This window comes from Pseudomonas sp. AC016, assembly GCF_979253365.1.
Genome location: NZ_CEEDCC010000001.1, coordinates 5,930,599 through 5,949,983, shown reverse-complemented (window position 1 = coordinate 5,949,983; position 19,385 = coordinate 5,930,599). Strand labels below are relative to the sequence as shown.

Annotated in this window: 11 protein-coding genes and 2 pseudogenes; 7 read left to right on the top strand and 6 right to left on the bottom strand. The window is 56.8% G+C overall.

Annotated elements, in window-relative coordinates; translation table 11 throughout:
* Positions 1-24: 24 nt before the first annotated feature.
* The 4 genes from AC0IXS_RS26775 to AC0IXS_RS26760 all read right to left on the bottom strand — a co-directional run bounded on the left by AC0IXS_RS26775 (position 25) and on the right by AC0IXS_RS26760 (position 7,173).
* Positions 25-2,319, bottom strand: coding sequence for an ATP-dependent DNA helicase (locus AC0IXS_RS26775; protein ID WP_471826307.1), 2,295 nt, complete (start codon positions 2,317-2,319; stop codon positions 25-27).
* 126 nt (positions 2,320-2,445) lie between these two features.
* Positions 2,446-3,861 carry an aminotransferase-like domain-containing protein gene (locus AC0IXS_RS26770; RefSeq protein WP_471826134.1) on the bottom strand — a complete coding sequence of 472 codons (1,416 nt, stop codon included), beginning with the start codon at positions 3,859-3,861 and terminating at the stop codon, positions 2,446-2,448.
* 94 nt (positions 3,862-3,955) lie between these two features.
* Entirely contained in the window at positions 3,956-5,458 is a 1,503-nt protein-coding gene (locus tag AC0IXS_RS26765; protein WP_471826132.1) for a hypothetical protein, read from the bottom strand.
* A 692-nt stretch (positions 5,459-6,150) separates the two neighbouring features.
* Entirely contained in the window at positions 6,151-7,173 is a 1,023-nt protein-coding gene (locus tag AC0IXS_RS26760) for a zinc-dependent alcohol dehydrogenase family protein (RefSeq protein WP_057408921.1), read from the bottom strand.
* 318 nt (positions 7,174-7,491) lie between these two features.
* On the opposite strand from AC0IXS_RS26760, the gene AC0IXS_RS26755 reads away from it, so the two are divergent.
* From AC0IXS_RS26755 to hxsA, 5 genes are all read left to right on the top strand, one after another.
* Entirely contained in the window at positions 7,492-8,406 is a 915-nt protein-coding gene (locus AC0IXS_RS26755) for a LysR family transcriptional regulator (RefSeq protein ID WP_004879583.1), read from the top strand.
* Positions 8,407-8,749: 343 nt separating this feature from the next.
* Positions 8,750-9,049 (top strand): His-Xaa-Ser system protein HxsD, encoded by a 300-nt coding sequence (gene hxsD, locus AC0IXS_RS26750; protein ID WP_057408922.1) that lies wholly within the window; start codon positions 8,750-8,752, stop codon positions 9,047-9,049.
* Positions 9,046-10,533, top strand: a complete 1,488-nt coding sequence (gene hxsB, locus AC0IXS_RS26745; RefSeq protein ID WP_057408923.1) for a His-Xaa-Ser system radical SAM maturase HxsB — start codon at positions 9,046-9,048, stop codon at positions 10,531-10,533. Before hxsD ends, hxsB begins: the two co-directional genes overlap by 4 nt.
* Entirely contained in the window at positions 10,533-11,768 is a 1,236-nt protein-coding gene (gene hxsC, locus AC0IXS_RS26740) for a His-Xaa-Ser system radical SAM maturase HxsC (RefSeq protein ID WP_122668256.1), read from the top strand. The genes hxsB and hxsC overlap by 1 nt, the downstream gene beginning before the upstream one ends.
* Positions 11,765-12,373, top strand: coding sequence for a His-Xaa-Ser repeat protein HxsA (gene hxsA, locus AC0IXS_RS26735; protein WP_057408925.1), 609 nt, complete (start codon positions 11,765-11,767; stop codon positions 12,371-12,373). The genes hxsC and hxsA overlap by 4 nt, the downstream gene beginning before the upstream one ends.
* Before the next feature lie 466 nt (positions 12,374-12,839).
* Here hxsA and AC0IXS_RS26730 read toward each other — a convergent pair.
* Positions 12,840-13,913 (bottom strand): annotated as a pseudogene (locus AC0IXS_RS26730) (IS630 family transposase).
* A 164-nt stretch (positions 13,914-14,077) separates the two neighbouring features.
* The gene (locus tag AC0IXS_RS26725) at positions 14,078-17,113 is read right to left on the bottom strand and encodes an HD domain-containing protein (protein WP_057408926.1); all 3,036 of its coding nucleotides are present in this window, start codon (positions 17,111-17,113) and stop codon (positions 14,078-14,080) included.
* Positions 17,114-17,400: 287 nt separating this feature from the next.
* On the opposite strand from AC0IXS_RS26725, the gene AC0IXS_RS26720 reads away from it, so the two are divergent.
* Positions 17,401-17,778, top strand: a complete 378-nt coding sequence (locus AC0IXS_RS26720; RefSeq protein WP_057408927.1) for a hypothetical protein — start codon at positions 17,401-17,403, stop codon at positions 17,776-17,778.
* Positions 17,779-18,803: 1,025 nt separating this feature from the next.
* A pseudogene (locus tag AC0IXS_RS26715) lies at positions 18,804-19,049 on the top strand (transposase); the annotation flags it as partial.
* Positions 19,050-19,385: the final 336 nt, after the last annotated feature.

The window sequence follows — 19,385 nt, the reverse complement described above, 5'->3', positions numbered from 1 at the left end:
ACAGCGACGCTCAAATATCGATCCTTAAGTCTTTGAGCCAACTGGACGCCACCAGGCAGGAAACAGCTGCGTCACCTTGTGCTCGGCAAAACGGTCATCGATCAGCATCACCACACCGCGATCACTCTGGCTGCGAATGACTCGGCCGGCCGCCTGTATGACTTTCTGCACGCCGGGATACAGATAGGTGTAATCGTAGCCAGCGCCAAACAAGGCCGCCATGCGCTGCTTGAACTGTTCATTGACGGGGTTGAGCTGTGGCAGCCCGAGCGTGGCGATGAACGCACCGATCAGGCGTGCACCGGGCAAATCGATGCCTTCGCCGAAAGCGCCGCCCAGCACCGCAAAACCGATGCCCTGACTGCTCAGGGTGAAGCGTTCGAGAAAGGCATGTCGTTCGTCTTCGCCCATGCCCCTCGCCTGCTGCCAGAGCGTGATGTGCGGATGCGTGCGCGCCATCAGTTCCGCAACCTGCTGCAGGTAATCGAAACTGCTGAAGAACGCCAGGTAATTGCCCGGCCGTGCCTGGAACTGCTCCGCCATCAGTTCGACGATGGGTGCCAGTGACGCCTGTCGATGGGTGTAGCGCGTAGAGATGCGACTGACGATATGCACCTCCAGTTGTTCGTGATGAAACGGCGACTCCACATCAATCCACACCGTGCTGGCGGGCAGTCCCAACAGATCGCGATAATAATGGCTCGGGTTGAGTGTGGCGGAAAACAGCACCGTACTGCGCGCCGCCGTCAGACGCGGCTGGATGAAGCGGGCGGGCACCACATTGCGCAGACTCAGGCGCGACAGGCTGCCTTTGCTGCCGACATCCCGCTTGGCAATGTCGAACAGGAAGTGCTCATCGAACAGTTCTGCAATGCGCACAAAACTGATCGCTTCCAGATAGAAGCCTTGCAACGCAACGTCAACCGCCTGTGGGTGTTCGTTGAAATGATCACCCACGGTTGAAATGCAGAGGTTGAGGCTGTTGAGGAATTTATCCGGCAGTTGGGCATAGGCCTGGTAGACGCCCGTCTGTTCCTTGTGCAGCGCTGTCCACTGCCGACTCACGCGCTGCAAGGCTTTCTTCACTGGCTCAGGCGCCGTGTGGATCAACGTCTTGACCGTATTTTGGTCGAGGCTGGCGCTGTACATCTGTCGCGCGCGCTCGACCATGTTGTGGGCTTCGTCTACCAGCGTCGCGACGCGCCACTGATTCAGCTGGCCGAGACCGAACAGCAGCGCGCTCAGGTCAAAATAATAGTTGTAGTCGCCGACGACGACGTCGGCCCAGCGCGCCAGTTCCTGACTCAGGTAATACGGACAGACCTGATGCTGCAACGCGATGTCGCGCACACCGGCCTGATCCAGCCAGGGCGATTGCACGGCCGCCGAACGTGCCGCAGGCAAGCGGTCATAGAATCCCTTGGCCAGCGGGCATGAATCGCCATTGCAGGCTTTGTCCGGGTATTCGCAGGCCTTGTCCCGCGCCACCAGCTCCAGCACTCGCAATCCGAGCGTCGGTGCGCTTTTGCCGATCACCTGCAAGGCATCCAGCGCGAGTCTTCGGCCCGGCGTCTTGGCAGTCAGGAAGAAGATCTTGTCGAGCGTCTGGACCGGCATCGCCTTGAGCAACGGAAACAGCGTACCGACAGTCTTGCCGATGCCGGTCGGGGCCTGCGCCATCAGACAACGCCCAGTGCTCACGGCCTTGTAGACCGACTCCGCCAGGGTTCGCTGACCGGTACGAAACGCGGGATGAGGAAAGGCCAGCGTGCCCAGTGACTGATGCAGCTCTTGCGTGTGGGCCAGTTCCTGACGCGCCCAGCTCAGAAACAGCGCGCACTGCTGTTCGAAAAAACCTCGCAGCGCCTCGGCACTGAACTGTTCTCGAATCAGGGTTTCCTGCTCGCTGACGATGTTGAAATACACCAGCGCGAGCGTAACGTCCTGAAGATCGAGCTGCTGGCAGAGCAGCCAGCCGTAGACCTTCACCTGAGCCCAGTGCAACTGACGGTGATTGGCAGGCATGGCGTCCAGCTCGCCGCGATAGGTTTTCACTTCTTCCAGCTGATTGCGGCCCGGATCGTAGCCGTCCGCCCTGCCCCTGACAGTCAGTTCTTCGTAGTCACCCGTCAAGCTCAGTTCGGCCTGATAGTCAGCACCCCGTCGGGAAGCGACCGTGCGATGTCCAGCGATACCTTCCTGTGCCGTGGGTGATGGCGTGAAGCGCAGGTCGAGGTCGCCCACCTTGGCGGTGAACTCGCACAACGCACGCACAGCCACCGTATACCGTTGCGTCGGCAGAGGGTCGAGGACGGGCACGGATTCAGCGTGGGCGGGAGCGGTCGAAGTCACTGCGAGGAGAAGCCATTAATGATGAGTACTGGACAGGCGTCCAGTTAACAGCCTCGCAGCAGCGCTGGCAAACACAAATGGATCGACGGGCGATCACTTGGCCACTTGATTGCCACTCGCCTGCTCGAACGCCTCGGCCAGTGCGATGAACAGAGGCTCGGAGTCATCGCTCCCGTTCACGGCATAGCCGATACGCAGATGCTGCCGATGCAGCCCTTCCAGACTGAACAACTCGCCGGGACTGATGACAATGCGTTGCTCCAGCAGGCACGCAAAGACCTTTCGCATGTCCACTGTGTGGAGGCTTTCAGCCCAGATTCCGCTGCCACCTGCCGGGATTTCGTATCGCAGCGCATGTGCCAGATGGCGGTCGAGCCGCTCGGTCGTATTCCGCATTCGTCCGGCCAGTGAGCTTCGCAGCGAATCCAGGTACCGGTCCAGACGTCCACTCGTGTAAAGCCTGGCGATTGCCTTCTGGCGAATCGGCGGCAGCTCGAACGAACGCTGCAGAAAATAGCGTTGCCAGTCCCGCTCCAGCGTCTGGCACAACAGGTAGCCATACGGCGCCTCCGGTCCCAACGTTTTGGCGAAGGAACCCAGAATCAGCAGATGCTGCGGTTCGATCAGATCACGCAGGCGGATAGCCTGACGTGCAAACAGCAGCTCGCCGTGGCTGTCATTTTCCAGCACCCGGATCTTGTGGCGGTTCAGTAACAAGGCTGCAGCCCGGGTGTTGTCATCAGAACGAATGCTGCCCCGGACCGGATTGAGCACCGATGACAGCAGCGCCATGCCAATTCGCTCGCTCAGCAACACCTGCTCAAGCTTGGCCAGATCAATGCCTGCGTGCTCGTCCAGCGGCATTTCGATAACACGAATGTCGAACGCCTGCAGCATCCGCAACAACGTCCACGGACAAGGAGACTCCACCAGAACCGTAGCGCCACGCAGTTCGAGGGTTTCAATCACGGCCTTGAGCATGCCCGGCAGGTCCGACCCTACATAGACATTGTCGGCGTACCAGACCTGTCCGGCATCACGTGTATAGCGCGCTGCCAGCGCTGCGCGCAGCTCAAGGTCACCAAAAGGCTGATACCCCAGGCCATCGGGACGCGGATAAAGCCGCGCCAGCTCCCGCTCCATGAGTAACAGCGGACAGACCGATTCCTTGACTGCGCTCGGCTCGTCACTGCTCAGCAGGTGCAAGCCCGGACGGCGAGCGCTTCGGCAGTACAGGTCCAGAAGCGAACCGTCGCTGTCGCTTTCTGCATGACTCTCGTTGCTATCGAAAGGGACCGAGTAATAGCCCGACTTGGGCACCGAGCAGACGCGCCGCTCTTTTTCCAGCATCGAATAGGCACTTTGCACGGTCGAGATGGACACCTTGAGACGCCGTGCCAGTTGACGCAGCGAGGGCAGTTTGACGGGGGATGTAGCCTGCGCCTCGTTGACCAGACGCAGCAGATAGCGGTAGACCGCCTGATAGGCGAAATCCGTTTTGTTTTTCATCGAAGAGTTACCTGGCGCTCAGCCAATAAGAGATTCCAGGCAGCCGCGACCCGACCGATGTCGACATCGACACGGTCCAGGTCGCAACGCAGGCTTAACGCCCGGAAAGGATCTGCACCACGGACTCACCGGTTGCCGGATCAATCGTCAGGATCCGACGCTTGTCAGGGTCGGCGGCACGGATTCGGGCGATGATCGAGTCATCCTCGTTGAAGTCCACCCGTTGCCGGGTGTACAGGCTGCGCAGTCCCTCGATCGTGAGACCGCTGATGTCCATCAACCAATGAAGCACCTGATCAGGCGCTGTGGCACCCGATAGCACCTTGTGCAGGTCCGGCAGCGCAATCAGCATTCCGGGATGACAGCGCCGCAAAAAAGCTTCCAGTCCGCGCCCTTCGTTTACAAAGGGAGAGAACAACAGGCAGATCAGTTGCGTTTCGTTAAGGCCATAACCTTCCTGAGCGAAACTGGCGGCAAGATCACGACGCGCCTCGATGCGCTCATGACCCTCGTAGGCACTCAAGGCCTGCTCGACGAGCCGGGCAGGCATCTGCTTGGCACGCATCAGGGATTCTGCCAGCGTCAGGTATTCGGCGATTCCGGCGGCATAGCTGCGGTCCTGCAGATACTGCGTGGTGAGCCCTCGCATGTGCGCCATCAATAATGGGTTGGCGCAATCGGACTCGCTGAAGCTGAACGACAGGTCGTCGAATCGAAAGCCCAGAAACTCTGTGAGCAGCGTCCAGTGCTCGTCGGCATTGCAACTGACCAGATCGGCAATACCAATCAGCGCTGGCGCACTCGGTCTGAATGCAGAGCCGGAAGGTCGAGCGACCCGGTTCAACCCTTCTTCGTCGCCATACAACTCATGGTAAAACGCCTCGCCGACATGGTCCAGCGTTCTGAGCACCGTGTTGGCACTCTGGTTTTTCCAGCGACCGGCACCCTGCCCCGTGTTCTGCGCCAGACGCATGATCCAGGTGATGTACTGTTTCTGCTCCTTTCTCGAATCGCCACTGACCAGCGCATCGACACCCTTGCCCCAGCACGACGCGCGGCCCAGAAACTCGGCCAGCCCCAAGTAGCAACTGTTGCAGAACGTAGTGCGCGCATCGCCCGCCGAGAGATGGCCTGCCAGCAACATGTCGGAACGGTTCTGCTCGCGACCTGCGCTGGAAAACGGCAGATCCGGCTCGAAGGGCTGGACGTACTGGTTATCGAAGACCAGCATTTCGACCCGTGGATCATCGTAGAGAAACAGCGCGCCATAGCTTCTGTCGATATTGTCCATGACCGCCGGAGTCATGCCTGCGTGACGCCGATTGGCTACACGCAGGTTGAACGTCCCTGGCGCGCGGCAGGCAATGCTCAGTTGGGCCGCCCGAACAAACGCCAGCGTGTAGGCACTGTCCTTGCCCCCGCCGAACGCGACCAGCACCTTGAAGGTGGAAATTCGTTCTATGCCGCCAGCTGCGACAATCAACCGCTGAATCAACAGTTGCAACGCTGTGCGCTCGGCCCGCGAGAAATAACCCAACAAGCGTTGTAGCACTTGCTGATATACATAATTCATTGCCTGTTCGTGAATCGCACTCATCGTGTTCCCCCTGCCCGTTTATCAAGGCAAGGCACCACGCGCACGCGGTATTCAACATCAGGCTGACCAACACATCTGGAATCGACCATGACTCATTCCCTGAGTAATAATTACCCAACTATTATCAGTATCCTTGAAACAATTACAAGGCACAGATATGTGCGGAAAAGAGTGCAGTTGACGATCAAGTCATGCGACGCTAAACAAAGTGTTTATTGTTGGCGCAGCTCATCCATTTACAGGCAGCATCCCTGCTGCATTGAGCCGGCAGGATTTCGACCAATAAACACGGGTGGGTCGCCGACGTCCCCGCTGTGGTACATACAGCCAAATACGTGTAGCGCGTAGGAAATACTTATTACACGACAGACTTTCTGAAAGCCTGATTAAACATGAATAATCATCACGCCCGGCATAAAAAATGCCATTCACTTACTACGACCGCAACGTGCATGGACATGATCTGGGGGTGAGTGAACCTGACCTCCGTTATTTTACGACTACAGAGGATTGCCGCCTTCGCTTAATTTTCCATTCCGGAGTTATTCCATAATTCCGCAGACAACATACATTCCCTACATCCTTGCCTGTCAATGCCGACCAGAAAAACATATTTTCCCGAATACAAAAAAGCCTTCCGTAGGGAAGGCTTTTAGTTAGGTGCAACATCTGGCTATCGCCGTTCGCGGACTTCAGTCAGACCCGATCTCAAGCACCGCACGCCCACCAATCGGACAGGTGTCCATGTACCGGTGCGCCTGTACCACCTGCTCGAACGGGAAGCTGCGGGTCTGCAACGGAGCCAGCACGCGGTCGGCAGTCAGTTGGTTGAGGTCCTGCAGTGCACGCTTCAGCGCTTCCTCGTCCTGAGTAATGCCCAGTTCCGGCTTGCCGGTGAAGTTGCCCAGACAATGAACGTAAAACTGGATGTTCTTCTGGAAGGCAGCGCAGGCCGGGAATGGCGTCTGGTTGCCACCTTGCAGACCGTAGAGCACCAGGCTGCCTCGCGGCGCCAGCACATCACCCATCAACGACATCTGTGGGCCACCCAGGCCATCGAAGACCGCATCGACGCCGCGGTTATCGGTGTACTTGTTGATCGCCATCAACAGGTCCTGCTCTTCGGTCACAACGACCTTCTCGGCGCCTAGAGACAGCAGGTAATCGCGAGCATCTTCCGTCTTGGTCGCCGCGATGACACGTACACCCAGCGCCTTGCCCAACTGCACGAAGGAAGGTCCGGCGCAGTGGCTTGCATCGGTCACCAGCACGTACTGACCCGCCTTGACCCGTGCCAGATCGACATAGGCAAAGTAAGCCACCAGATACGACGTGTAATGCACACTGGCCTGAACCGGCGTCAACACATCGGCGTAACGGACCAGCGCCTTGCGTGGCAACACAATGGACTCGCCGTACACCGGATGCTCATTGGCGTCCGCTGCAGGGAAGCTTGCCACCTTGTCGCCAACGCGCAGGTCATCGACACCCTCGCCCAGCGCAGTCACCACGCCGGCCATTTCGTAACCCAGACCTGCGGGTAAGCGGGCATGAGTGGAAGCCAGATTTTGTCGCCAGAGAACGTCATACCAGCTGACACCGATCGCCTGGACGCGCACTTGCACCTCACCGGGTGCAGGCAACGCGTCGGGGTGCTCTTCGATCTTGAGCACCTCGGCCGGGCCAAACTGGTTAAAACGGATCATGCGGGACATTGAGAACCTCGCCTCGTAAACCTTGATGCCACAAACTCTATCCGGGCATTGCCGGTAACACTATCAGTGGCTATTAATAGTCGACATGCCTGTCATCGATTGTCCCTGAAAGGCTGCACAGCTTGCCGGACAACGCTTGTGCGGCGATTCGCAGATGGCGGCCATTGTTCGCATGTCGACGAAACATTGCAACCCATGTGGGCATTTAACGCAGGTCAATGATCTTTCTGTTAATTTTTGATTCGTGAAATCGACGTTTGCTCGTACTATCGCACCCTGCCCCCGCTTCCATTCGACAAATGGCCCGAGACCCTTCGTATGAATCGCAACGACCTGCGTCGCGTCGACCTCAACCTGCTCATCGTCTTTGAAACACTGATGCATGAACGAAGCGTGACGCGCGCGGCGGAGAAACTGTTCCTCGGCCAACCGGCCATCAGCGCCGCCCTGTCGCGACTGCGAGGGCTGTTCGACGATCCGCTGTTCGTCCGCACCGGCCGCAGCATGGAGCCCACCGCACGCGCCACCGAGATCTTCGGCCTGCTCTCGCCGGCGCTGGACTCCATCTCCACAGCCGTCAGCCGCGCTTCGGAGTTCGACCCGGCCACCAGCACCTCGGTATTCCGAATCGGCCTGTCCGACGACGTCGAATTCGCCCTGCTGCCCACCCTGCTCAAACGCTTGCGCTCGGAAGCGCCGGGCATCGTACTGGTCATTCGACGGGTCAATTACATCCTGATGCCGCCCCTGCTGGCATCAGGCGAAATCTCGGTCGGCGTCAGTTACACCCAGGACCTGCCCGCCAACGCCAAGCGCAAGGTCCTGCGCCGCAGCAAGCCGCAACTGCTGCGCGCCGACTCGATCCCCGGCCCACTGAGCCTCGACGACTTCTGCGCCCGCCCCCACGCCCTCGTGTCCTTCGCAGGCGATCTGAGCGGGTTCATCGACGAGCACCTGGAACAACTGGACCGAAAACGCCACGTCGTCCTCGCCGTCCCGCAGTTCAATGGCCTGGCCACACTGCTGACCGGCACCGACATCATCGCCACCGTTCCGGATTATGCCGCGCAGGTGTTGACTGCAGCCGGTGGTGTGCGGGCTGAAGAGCTGCCGATTGAAACGCGTACGTTTGAACTGCACATGGCGTGGCGTGGCGCGCAGGACAATGATCCGGGGGAGCGGTGGTTGCGGTCGCGGATTCAGATGTTTTTTGGGGATCCGGATAGTCTTTAGGCGTTGTCGGACAAGCTGTTTAGCTGATCATTTCTGGCTTTTCTAGGCCATGGATGTCCGTTCATTTCCAGTGGATTGCTACATTGGAGGCATATTTGAGGGCAGGCTTTGGATGGTTTGAAAAGGATACCCCCAGTCTGAGGCCAAGCGGGCTATTGATGAGGATGGGTGAATTGAGAGAGATTGAACCCTCGGCTCTACCCCTTATTAATGGGCGAGCCGTACTGAACGCACCACCCACCACACTGGCAAAATGCGCGCAAATGTAAAAATTATAATGGCACAATGCCTCGGTAACCGGCAAAATCCACACGTTCCCAACGGATATGAAGGAGCGGTTCCGATGACATGGCCAGTCACACTGAAACTCGATAGCGCAGCCTACCCGCTCAGTGTGGTGCAACGCGCAGCTTATTCGCTGGCCGGCACTGTCGCGATCCAAGTCGGTATTGACGCCAGTCATATAAGTCTCACTGCCCACCCCGCTGAATCAAGGCTAATACTTTCCCCGGAGCAAGCTCACTCGCTGATCCTTCAGCATCTGAACGACTTTGCCCTGCGCGACCACATCAACCGCGAAACAGACGGGTTACGAGAAGTTCTGGCCCGAGCCGCACTCGCTGGATGTGGGGTTTCGCAGTGACACTGATTGCGACAGACGCCAAGCGATACCACTTGCTGCCTTTCCGATTCATGCGCATGGACACGGGACGTGACCGTGACATCCTGCTCACCTCCGATACCGGTGAGTACATGCACGTGAACGACGCGCAATTACGAGCCCTCAGTTACTTCGACGTTCAAGCAAGTACGCCTTTTTACAAGGACCTGCTGGCCCGCCACTTCATCTACGAACCAAGCCGCCACGACCCGTTCCCGGAAATGGCCGCGCAGTATCGCAGTCGCAAGGACTTCCTCTTCCAGGGCCCTGCACTGCACTTGTTCGTAGTGACATTGCGTTGCAACCACACCTGCCAGTACTGCCAGGTGTCGCGGGCCCCTCTGGGAGGATCCGGCCACGACCTTTCGGAAGCGGATGCACTGGCGGCGGTCGATCGCCTGTTCGAATCGAACGCTCCCGCCCTCACTGTAGAATTTCAGGGTGGCGAGCCGCTTCTGGCTTTCGAGCGCGTCCGCCAGATTGTCGAATGGATCGCTGAACGGAACGTGGTCGAACAACGGGATATCCAGTTCGTCATCACCACCACGCTGCACCACCTGACGGAGGAAATACTCGACTTCGCAGAACAAAATCGCATCCAGTTTTCGACCTCGCTCGATGGGCCGGCGCCCTTGCACAATGCCAACCGCCCTACCCCGTCACGAGACTCCTACGAGCGCACTGTAAAAGGCATCCAGTGGGTCCGTGAGCGCCTTGGCCATGATGCGGTTTCCGCGCTGACCACGCTGACTTCAAGAAGCCTCGAACAACCTGAAGCGATCATCGATGAGTATGTAAGCCAGGGCTTCTCCAGCATCTCGCTTCGGCCTCTGAGCCCTTATGGGTTTGCCACCAAGAGTGCCCTTCGACTTGATTACCCTATTGAGCGATACCTGGCCTTCTACAAGAAGGCACTGGCCTATTTGCTGCATATCAACCAACAGGGCGTATACCTCTCAGAGAGTTATACGAGTCTGTTGCTGAAAAATATCCTAACACCCTTCTCCTCCGGCTATGTAGACCTGCGCTCCCCTGCTGGCGCAGGCACTGCAGCGCTGGTTTACAACTATGACGGTTACGTCTATCCCTCGGACGAAGCCCGAATGTTGCTGGAGATGGGTGAAGACGGCTTGAGGCTCGGCACCGTACAGCAACCCTTGTCTGAATTACTCGCATCGCCCGTTATGAATGCGTTGCTCGCCAGTGGTGTAGCAGAGGCGCTGCCGGGCTGCTCCGACTGCGCACTTGTCCCATACTGTGGTGCTGACCCCGTCGAACACTATGCCCACCAAGCTGACCCGATCGGACACCGAGTGTTCAGCAGCTTCTGCAAGAAGAACATGGGGCTGCTGAAGCATCTTTTCGGCCTGCTTTGCGATGGCGACGACAACGTGCAGAGGGTGCTGCTGTCTTGGTTGAACAGGCGCTCTTACAACGATGTCCGGTTCCCGGGTTACAGGGGCTGATGGCGATGCTGCGCAAAGATACCCACTTCGAAATCCATCACCTGAATGAGCCGAAACTGCTCAAGGTCATCACTGTGGATGAGTTCATAGAACAAGGCTTGGCTGTTTGTGCCGGAAGCGCTGATTTCGGTGACCTGCTGCTTTGGCTGCCAAACGAAGAACGGCTACGGAGCCCGCATCTGCTCTCATTACCAGTGGGTGGATTCCTGACCCCAGAGCCATTGATTGGCGACTTCGACAGCGCGCAGCTACACCTGCACACACCCAAAGATGCGGAGGTCGTGCAGCCCGGCGATGTCATTGCCATCACACCAGGCAACGCGTTGGTGCGAGTGCTCTATCGACGATGCTCAGACAGCAACCTGCTGTTTATGACCGATCGTTGCAATAGCCTCTGTCTAATGTGCTCGCAGCCGCCCAAAGATATTGATGACCGCTGGCATATCGAGGAGAACCTACGGCTAATCGACCTGATGGACCATAGCGAGGAAAATCTGGGAATCAGCGGCGGAGAACCCACGCTTTATCGCGACGGGCTGCTCGAAATCCTAGCCAAGTGCAAAGCCGTTTTGCCGCAGAAATCCATTCATGTGCTCAGCAACGGGCGTCTGTTCCAAGACCCGAGCTGGATCGATGCGCTCTCTTCCATCGGTCACCCTCAGTTGAGCTGGGGCATCCCGCTGTATGCCGACAATGCAGAAGACCATGACCATGTGGTGCAGGCTCCCGGCGCGTTTAGCGAAACCCTGCAAGGTCTTTACAACCTGGCGCGCGCCAACCAGATCATCGAGATACGCGTGGTGCTCAATCGCCTGACCACGCCGCGCTTGCCAGAGCTCGCCCACTACGTGTTCAGGAATTTGCCCTTCGTGCGGCATGTTGCGCTGATGGGTATCGAAAGTACCGGCCTGGCTAGGAAGAACTACGAAGAACTGTGGATTGACCCGCTGGACTATCAGGAGTCGTTGAGCCAGACCGTGTATTTCCTGTTCAACCGCGGAGTGCCGGTTTCGATCTACAACTTGCCCCTGTGCCTGATCCCGGCCCACCTCTCGCGTTTCGCCCGCCAGAGCATCTCGGACTGGAAGAACCTGTTCATCGATACCTGCCAACAATGCGCTGCCGTCAGACATTGCTCTGGCTTCTTCAAATCCCACACCGACCGCTGGCAGAGCCGCGGCGTACAACTACTATCGACCGAGGCCTTTAGCGCCTATGCAAGGAGTGCACAGTGAAATTGCTCGACCGCTGGAAAGTCCTGATTAGTGGGATCAGCTTGCTGCCAATGGCAGGCACCACCCTGGCACAGGCGGGCCATCTATCGCTCGCCGATGCGAACTGGCAACCCAACGACAAGCTACGGCCCCCGGTATTTGCCGATACGCTCAATGCGCCAGACACCGTCAACATCTATGCGGCGCATCGTTCGCACAGTTCACACCGGTCCCACAGTTCGCACAGTTCTCACTACAGCGGCTCGGGTGGCTATAGCGCACCTCGCTACTACAGCCCACCCGCTACCAGTACCCGAAGCTACAGTGCGCCGAGCGCTTCAAGCAGCACCCCAAGCAGCAATAGTCTTTATCAGTCGCCTGGCACTGCCAGCGGGACAACTTCGAGCCCTTCAAATAGCCGCGCCACCAATGAGCAGAAAAGCAACTTGGTCACCCGTGTGCAGACCGCGCTGATGGTGCGCCAGTATTACCAAGGCACCATTGATGGGGTGATGGGCAAGGCGACACGTGGGGCGTTGATGGCCTTTCAGATGGACAGTGGGCTGGCCGTGAATGGCCGGATGGATACACCATCGCTGAATGCGTTGGGTATCAAGATTCCATAAGTTGTTGGCGCTGATGCGATTTTGACGCCGGCTACCGGAATTCATTGACCCACCCGAGTACTCAAGAAATGATTTCGGAGGCTGCGTGTGGGTCAGTCAAAATCAGCAACCTGGGTCAAAATCGCATCAGCGCCGACACGAATAGGTCTCCTGGGAACTCGCCGGGCTGCTGCCGACGCATTGCAGCATAAAAATACTGCAACGCAACGCCGAAGCAGGATGAGGACTGTCACAAGAACATTAAATACTGACTTCAAGGCGCACACTGAAAGCTAGCCAAAGCCACACTGGTGTTTATCAGGAATCGCCATTCACGATCGCTAGCACAGCCGATGCAAGTGGGGGCACAAATGGGGGCACAACTCTTTTTTTTCGACCTTAAATAACCGTCCTAGAGCCATGTCAAAATGTTCTTCGGCTTGCCTGAGAGTCTCTAGTGTGGTGTTTCAGAAGTACCACTGAAAAATCATTTGCCTAGCGCTCGTGCTGCACGAGCGACTGAGGCGAGAATATCTTCTGCCTTCTTATGCCACCGAAACGGCTTCGGATTCTGGTTGTACGTTTCCAGGTAATACTCAATCGAAGCTTCTAGATCTTTGACGCTAACGTGTGCTTGCCGCTTGATCCATTTCTCGCTCAGCGTTGAGAAAAAGCGCTCGACCAAATTCAGCCACGCGGCCGACGTCGGTGTGAAGTGGATGTTGTAGCGTGGAAGCGCCGCAAGCCAGGCTCTGACTTTGTCGGTCTTGTGCGTTGCGTAGTTATCCATGATCAGATGAATCGGCATTTCAGCAGGTACCGACGCATCGATCTCTTTCAGAAAGGCAAGAAACTCAATGCTGCGATGTTGACGCCTCAAGCGGCCGATGACCTCACCGGTTGCTACATCCAGAGCAGCGAACAGAGAGGTCGTACCGTGTCGTTTGTAATCGTGCGTGCGAGTTGCAGGGTTGCCCGGCGATAGGGGTAAACCAGGTTGCGTGTGGTTCAAGGCTTAAATCTCACTCTTCTCATCAACGCATAGCACCAAGGCTCTCTCGGGCGGATTCAAGTACAGCCCAAGGATGTCGTGGACCTTGTCGACAAACAACGGATCGGTGGAGAGCTTGAAGGTTTTTTCCAGATGCGGCTTGATCCCGAACGCGTGCTAGATACGCATGATGCTGGCAGGAGAAAGGCCCGTCTCGCGGCTCATGCGGCGCGTACTCCAGTGACTGGAGTCGTCGGGCTTACCTTGCAATATCTGATTTACTACTTGTTGAACCTGCTCATCCGAAATCGTGCGTGGCCGGCCAGAGCGCGGCTCATCGTTCAAACCCAACAATCCCAACTTAGCGAAACGCTGCCGCCACCGCGATACGACATCCTTGCTGGTACCCAAGCGCTGTGCAATGTCATTGCCAGATTCGCCGGCTGCACAAGCGAGGACTATTTCGGCCCGCAGACGTGCATCCTGGGGGCCTTTACGGAGTTTGACCCGACGTAGCAGCTCCGCATTTTCAGTTTCAGATAGGGTAATGACAGTCGCTGGTCGGCCCATGTCGATACACAACTCTTGATGAGTGGGTTTCTACAGAGCCTAGTCCAAATTTTCAGCGTTACTTCTGAAACACCACACTAAGTGTCTGGCTCGAAAATAAGCTGTTCACTTTTGACGGCGAATTGGGCGCTCGCCAAAAGTGAACGTATTTCCGAGACAGGACACTAGCAGCGGGCTTTTTGCCAGGCGTCCGAGCATGCCATCACGTCGAGGTTGATGAAGTCGGCCAACGACTGGTAGGCCTCGCGCATTTCTTCACGGGTCATCGGTTGCTTCAGCTTGCCTTCGGTCCATTGGCAGATTCTCTGCAATTGTTCGTCATCGAAGCGAACCTCTGCTGGGCCATAATCATTGGAGCCAACAAACAGCAAAGGTACGAGAACCCTGTCTTGAGAGAGGTCATGCTCAGCGAGGTTGAACAGTCTCAAGTCGACATCCGCTCTCAACGAGAGACGTTCAAAAGCCTTGCCTGGGTTCATGTAGTACCGTGAATTTCCGCCGGATGAATGCAGCGCCTTATTAAGAAAGTACGCCAATGATTCCTTATCCAAAGGTTCTTGATAGTCAGTGGAGAACTGATAATAGATCCTGCCGATTGTACTACCATCTTCAAGCCCGATCATGTCTCGGTAATGTTCAGAAGGTGGGCAGTAGATGACTTTTGCCGAAATCGAATGCCCTGGGACTTTTAACCACTCTCTAAATATCAGGTCCCCCATGGCTTCAAATTCATAAGGAAGTATACGCAGGCTTTCCAGTTGATCAACCGCATCCACATAGTAATCCTCAACCCAGAGTTTCCACGTTGGCCGACTATAAAACTGCTCTATAGTCGCTGGCTGACGGCCCGGCCTAAAACCCTGCCACGTATCCCTGAACTTTTCGGACAACACCCCCCAGCGCGGACCATAATAGGCCTCCATTTCCTTCAGGAAGATCGAGTAGTCTATTTTAGTGCAGTCAAGCTGCTTGAATAATTGCTCCTTCAGCCCCTGTGCCAGATCAAACTCAACGGTGTGATAAAGCGCCTCAAGCACCGCTCGCCTAAAAGCTTCTCGTGCTTTTTTCGACAATGTGTCGCGATTAAAATCCAGCCATATTCCCGCACCACCGGAAACGAGATTGACTTCAACATTGACGAGAGGGAATGAAATGGAGTCGGTATCAAAGTGCTGCCCGCGATAAGCTGCGTAAAAAGTTTCCTCTTCCTGCTGCGTAGCAACAGGAAGAGGCTTGTAACGAATCTTGAGTTGCGTATCTTTCATGTCGATGAATCGCCATCCCTCGGCTTTGCCAGACTTACCTCCCGCATAGACATCCGCGATATCGAACCGTCCTCCTTTCGTTACCAAGGTGCCGTCTATTTTTATCAGTGGATCATTTGCAAACTCCACTACCTTGTCGAAAAGTTTTCCCGCCTCATAGGGAAATGACTCATCCAGCAAGGGGTCTCGCTTGCGTGCGATCCTGGCGGCTACCGTGTCCCTGTCTTCGCCGTCAGACCACCAGTGCTGTGTGAACGCATCCAGCTTGAACCTCAAGGTCATCTCGGTCCCGTAGGGTTCAGCGATATCTTCAGGCAGCTTTCTCAGCAGTACGAGCCCACGGTTGGGGCCCGAAGGCTTGTGCATGACGATGTCGAATATTTCGTTATTGACGACATTTTTGGTGCGCACATTTATCTCGTCGCACAAGATGAATGCGCTGTGCAGGCCGATACCGAACGCTCCGGAAGGTTTCGCCCACTCCGGCATTTGCCGAATTTCCCTCTGGCGCTGCTGATTCCGTTGCGAGCCGCCAATGCTCAGCATGAACTCCAGGTCGTTTCGGGTGATACCGGTACCTTTGTCTCTGATGCGCAACTGCCACGTCGTCAATGCAGAGTCGGCATCCTGCTCGGTATCGAGTTCTTCCAGCGTGACTGTCACCGCATGCGCATTAAAGACTGTTTTCAGCTTCTCGCACCCTGGTTGTTTCCAGTCCAGTGCAGGATCATTCCTATGGGTCAGCCAGACTTTCAGCAAGGTCGCGTCCACCGCATTCTGCAACAGCTCACGGATACACGCGTACTTGCTGCCATAAAGGTTCTTGCCCTCAAGCAGTTCGGTGACCTTTTCTGAGTCCAGTGAGAACGCCGGCCTTACGCCATCCTTCAGAATCTGCAAGTTTCCATTCAACCGCACGGTAATCGGCCCCAGCATGGGCAACAACCCAAGCTTCCTGCTCGGCACAATATCCCGCCAGTTGTTGCGCTGGTTGCTGACCTCCTCCTCCAGCCAGCTGAACCATTTGAACGCTTCCATGTAGCCATCCACCGTCTCGCACTCGGCCACCAGCTCGATACGCTCGGGGTCGAGGCGCAAGTGGCGCATGCCGGCGTGCTTGTCTTCGTGGGCCTTGCTCAGCGCCGGGCGGTGTTCGCCGGCGATGCCCTGCATTACCGGGCAGAAGCGGTTGTCGTCTAGGTCGAGCAAGTCGCCCATACGCAGCAGGCAGGCGACGAAGCGTGGGTGGCAGTCATCTTTGCCCAGACCGGCCTCACGGAATGGCAGGCCCTCGGGGGCCAGCAGGTCCTTGAAAGCGGCACCGTGCATTTGGCAGATACGCCCAAGTACTCGGATGAGCCTGGCCGGGATCAGTTCGGTGCGTGGCGAGCTCAGCCCGATCGAGGTCATCGGCGAACGCACAATCTCGGCCGCACGGTCAGCGTGTTGCCTGCGGAACCATTCGGCCAGCAGTTCGCGCAGTTTGCCCAGCATCTCCACCGGGCTTTCGCAATCGAATATCAGCCCGGTGTCCGAACGGGACTTGAACGCGCGTGCAATGGCGTTCAGCTCGTGGTAGGGCTGAGCACATATCCCGTCGATATATGCTGCGAACCCTGGTTCGGCGATGGCCTTCTGCAGGTCGGCATGGGGTACTACCATGCCGATGTCGTGCCAGTAGGCCGCTTCCAGAATCAACCAGGTATCCGTGGCGGACAGCAGCCTGATGTTGTCGCCTAGCAGCCGCTCGATGTTGATCAGGATCTGCTTGCTGTGGGACTCATCATGTCGACTGTAGTGCGGGAACAGCCCACCGATGCTCTGCAAGGCCTTGGGTATCAGCTTCTTGTCGAAGTCCCACTGACTGGCCAGCAGGCTCAGTGCCGAATGTTTGCCCGCTTTTTCCTTCAGGTGCTTTACCAGCAGATCTGCCATGAAACATCGCTCTCCGGTCTGTCGTCTTGCAACCCAGGCGCTTACAGCCTCTGGATCCAAAAGCGCTACTTTATCTGCATAATGGCGCATTGGCATATAGCTCGTAGGTGGGCTGCCGCATCACACAAGTCCGTCACCACAGGCAACCGCGCCTGGCTGTATATGCAAACGGAGCAGGACTGCGACACACTGGCTATTGAAGTCGCCAGCGTCAGAAACTGCCTGCCGACACTGTGGCAGGTCCTACTGGCCACCAGCGAACTACCCGCGCAAACACCACCCAGCGGGTGTTCGGCGATGCCGGCACCGAGGGCTTGTGCGCCCCCTCCCAGGCGGCACTGGCGCGCCTGACGCAGTTGGCGGCCTTTTTTACTGAGCGGGCGGACGACCCGGGCGCAACCTACTGTCGCCAGTTGCAAGGGGCGGTGCTGTGGTTCGGCCAACTGCTCGCGCGCGATTTTGATGGCGCCCCATGCCTGTTCAACGCCGACCTCGACGAGGTCTCTTGGCTGGTAGATAACGACCCTGACGGTTTTAACCGGGCCGTGCGCCAGGAATGCAACGAACGCTGGCTGGCATTGTGCGAAGGCCGAGACAGCGTATATGCCCCTCGCTCAGAACGTCGAGCGCATCGACGCGGACCCCAGGGTTTCCCCGGAAGCTGATTTCGATCTTTTCTTCGCCAGTCAAAGGGAGATGCAGCGCTGATAGCTTACCGGCAACGTACCGAGCGCGAATTACATTGCCAAGGCCAGGGCAGCAAGGGAAGCGCTCAACGACCGAGATGCGCTCGCTGCTTCTCGCCAAGCCTTGGAGATGCTGAGCGAGAAAGTTTGGCGGTGGCTTGGAAGTCATGGCCAAGGCGTGTTGAATCTGATGTTGGCTGGCGTCGGTGCCGAGCCTGCGTTGAGAAATCTATGCGAAGCGTTGGTCAAGAAATTGGGAGATGCCCAGACCTTCCACCATGCGAACAGAGAGCCACTTCTTGCTGCGTATAGCCGCATTTTGGGTATTCCAGTCAATAATCTTGTCTGGACCTACCTGAACAAAGGCACTCATGAGGAGGCAGACCGCGATGACTTTGACGGGGAACTTGTCGAGGTCGTTGTCCAAACTCTTGAGGAGCTAGACCGCCTAGATCTGCGAGGCGGACGCTAGCATTCGTTGCGGCGCACGCTTGATCTCGGCTGGGAGTAATTGACTTCAACTATCGGGGCGAGTGCACAGGCACGCTCCTTTATCAATAGACTTCTCCCAACACAGATATTACGGCAAGCAGCGTAAGCAGCTAGCCGTAATATCTGTCGCTGAGCTATGACACACCGGACACCGAATGTGATTTGGTGTCCTACCAGGCGCTTAGTGCCCTGCCCTAGGCGACCAATCATCCAGGCATTCCCCGTGCAAGCCGAGTTTGACATACATTGAAAGCCATCGCCGACCACCCTGCTCCGCCTCAGGGATCGCCAATCTCGATCGCCCGCATATCCCGCGCTACTGGGGGCAAAACTGGGGGCACATTTGAATTTTTTCCGCCTGAAAACACCGTCCTAGAGCCAAGTCCAAATGTTTTTTGGGGATCCTGAGAGCTTGTGATCCGCCCCCCGGGACCGCGATGTTATGTCCTTGAATCGCTCTCGGCAGACAGGCCCCTACGTTTCGCTCTACGTATTGATGTGTCCAGAGATGTAAGGCCACTAAAAAGAGAAGTCTGTTGTACAAGGCGAAGCGACTCATCGAACGGCTCAAGGCTCAGATTTGATCCAAGGTTGAACACCCGTTTAGGGTAATCAAGCGCCAGTTTGGCTACACCAAGGTGAGATTTCGCGGGCTGGCCAAGAACCATGCACATAGGACCACTTTGTTTGCCTTGTCGAACCTATGGATGTCGCGGCGACATTTATTGGACATGGCAGGACAGGTGCGTCCGCTATGAGACAAATGGACCCGATGGCCCTTCTGCAAGGCAAAAACGGCTTTGAAAATCGTTTTTTCGGGCCGTTTTTTCTGATTTGCAGTCCCCACTCAAGTAAATTTCAGCTTGACCGGGGTAGTCACGCCTGAATAGTCGCGTGCTTCAGACCATCCCTAGAAAGCGCAATATTCCGTTACTGTCATGTTCCCTACCTTAAGTTGTGCCTGTCAGAGGTTACGCATACGAAAGGCTGATGTTCAGATTTCCACGCTAAATAACGGTCTGCCCAGCAGTCCTCATCGTGTCGCCGGACGCCTCACCGACCGCAAATGTCTTCTGACACTCTAGGACCGGTCA

Bases quoted from the DNA above. Each gene is read 5' to 3' on its own strand.
- AC0IXS_RS26770 (WP_471826134.1), bottom strand. From the start codon at position 3,861: ATGAAAAACAAAACGGATTTCGCCTATCAGGCGGTCTACCGCTATCTG.
- AC0IXS_RS26765 (WP_471826132.1), bottom strand. From the start codon at position 5,458: ATGAGTGCGATTCACGAACAGGCAATGAATTATGTATATCAGCAAGTG.
- AC0IXS_RS26760 (WP_057408921.1), bottom strand. From the start codon at position 7,173: ATGTCCCGCATGATCCGTTTTAACCAGTTTGGCCCGGCCGAGGTGCTC.
- AC0IXS_RS26755 (WP_004879583.1), top strand. From the start codon at position 7,492: ATGAATCGCAACGACCTGCGTCGCGTCGACCTCAACCTGCTCATCGTC.
- hxsD (WP_057408922.1), top strand. From the start codon at position 8,750: ATGACATGGCCAGTCACACTGAAACTCGATAGCGCAGCCTACCCGCTC.
- hxsC (WP_122668256.1), top strand. From the start codon at position 10,533: ATGGCGATGCTGCGCAAAGATACCCACTTCGAAATCCATCACCTGAAT.
- AC0IXS_RS26725 (WP_057408926.1), bottom strand. From the start codon at position 17,113: ATGGCAGATCTGCTGGTAAAGCACCTGAAGGAAAAAGCGGGCAAACAT.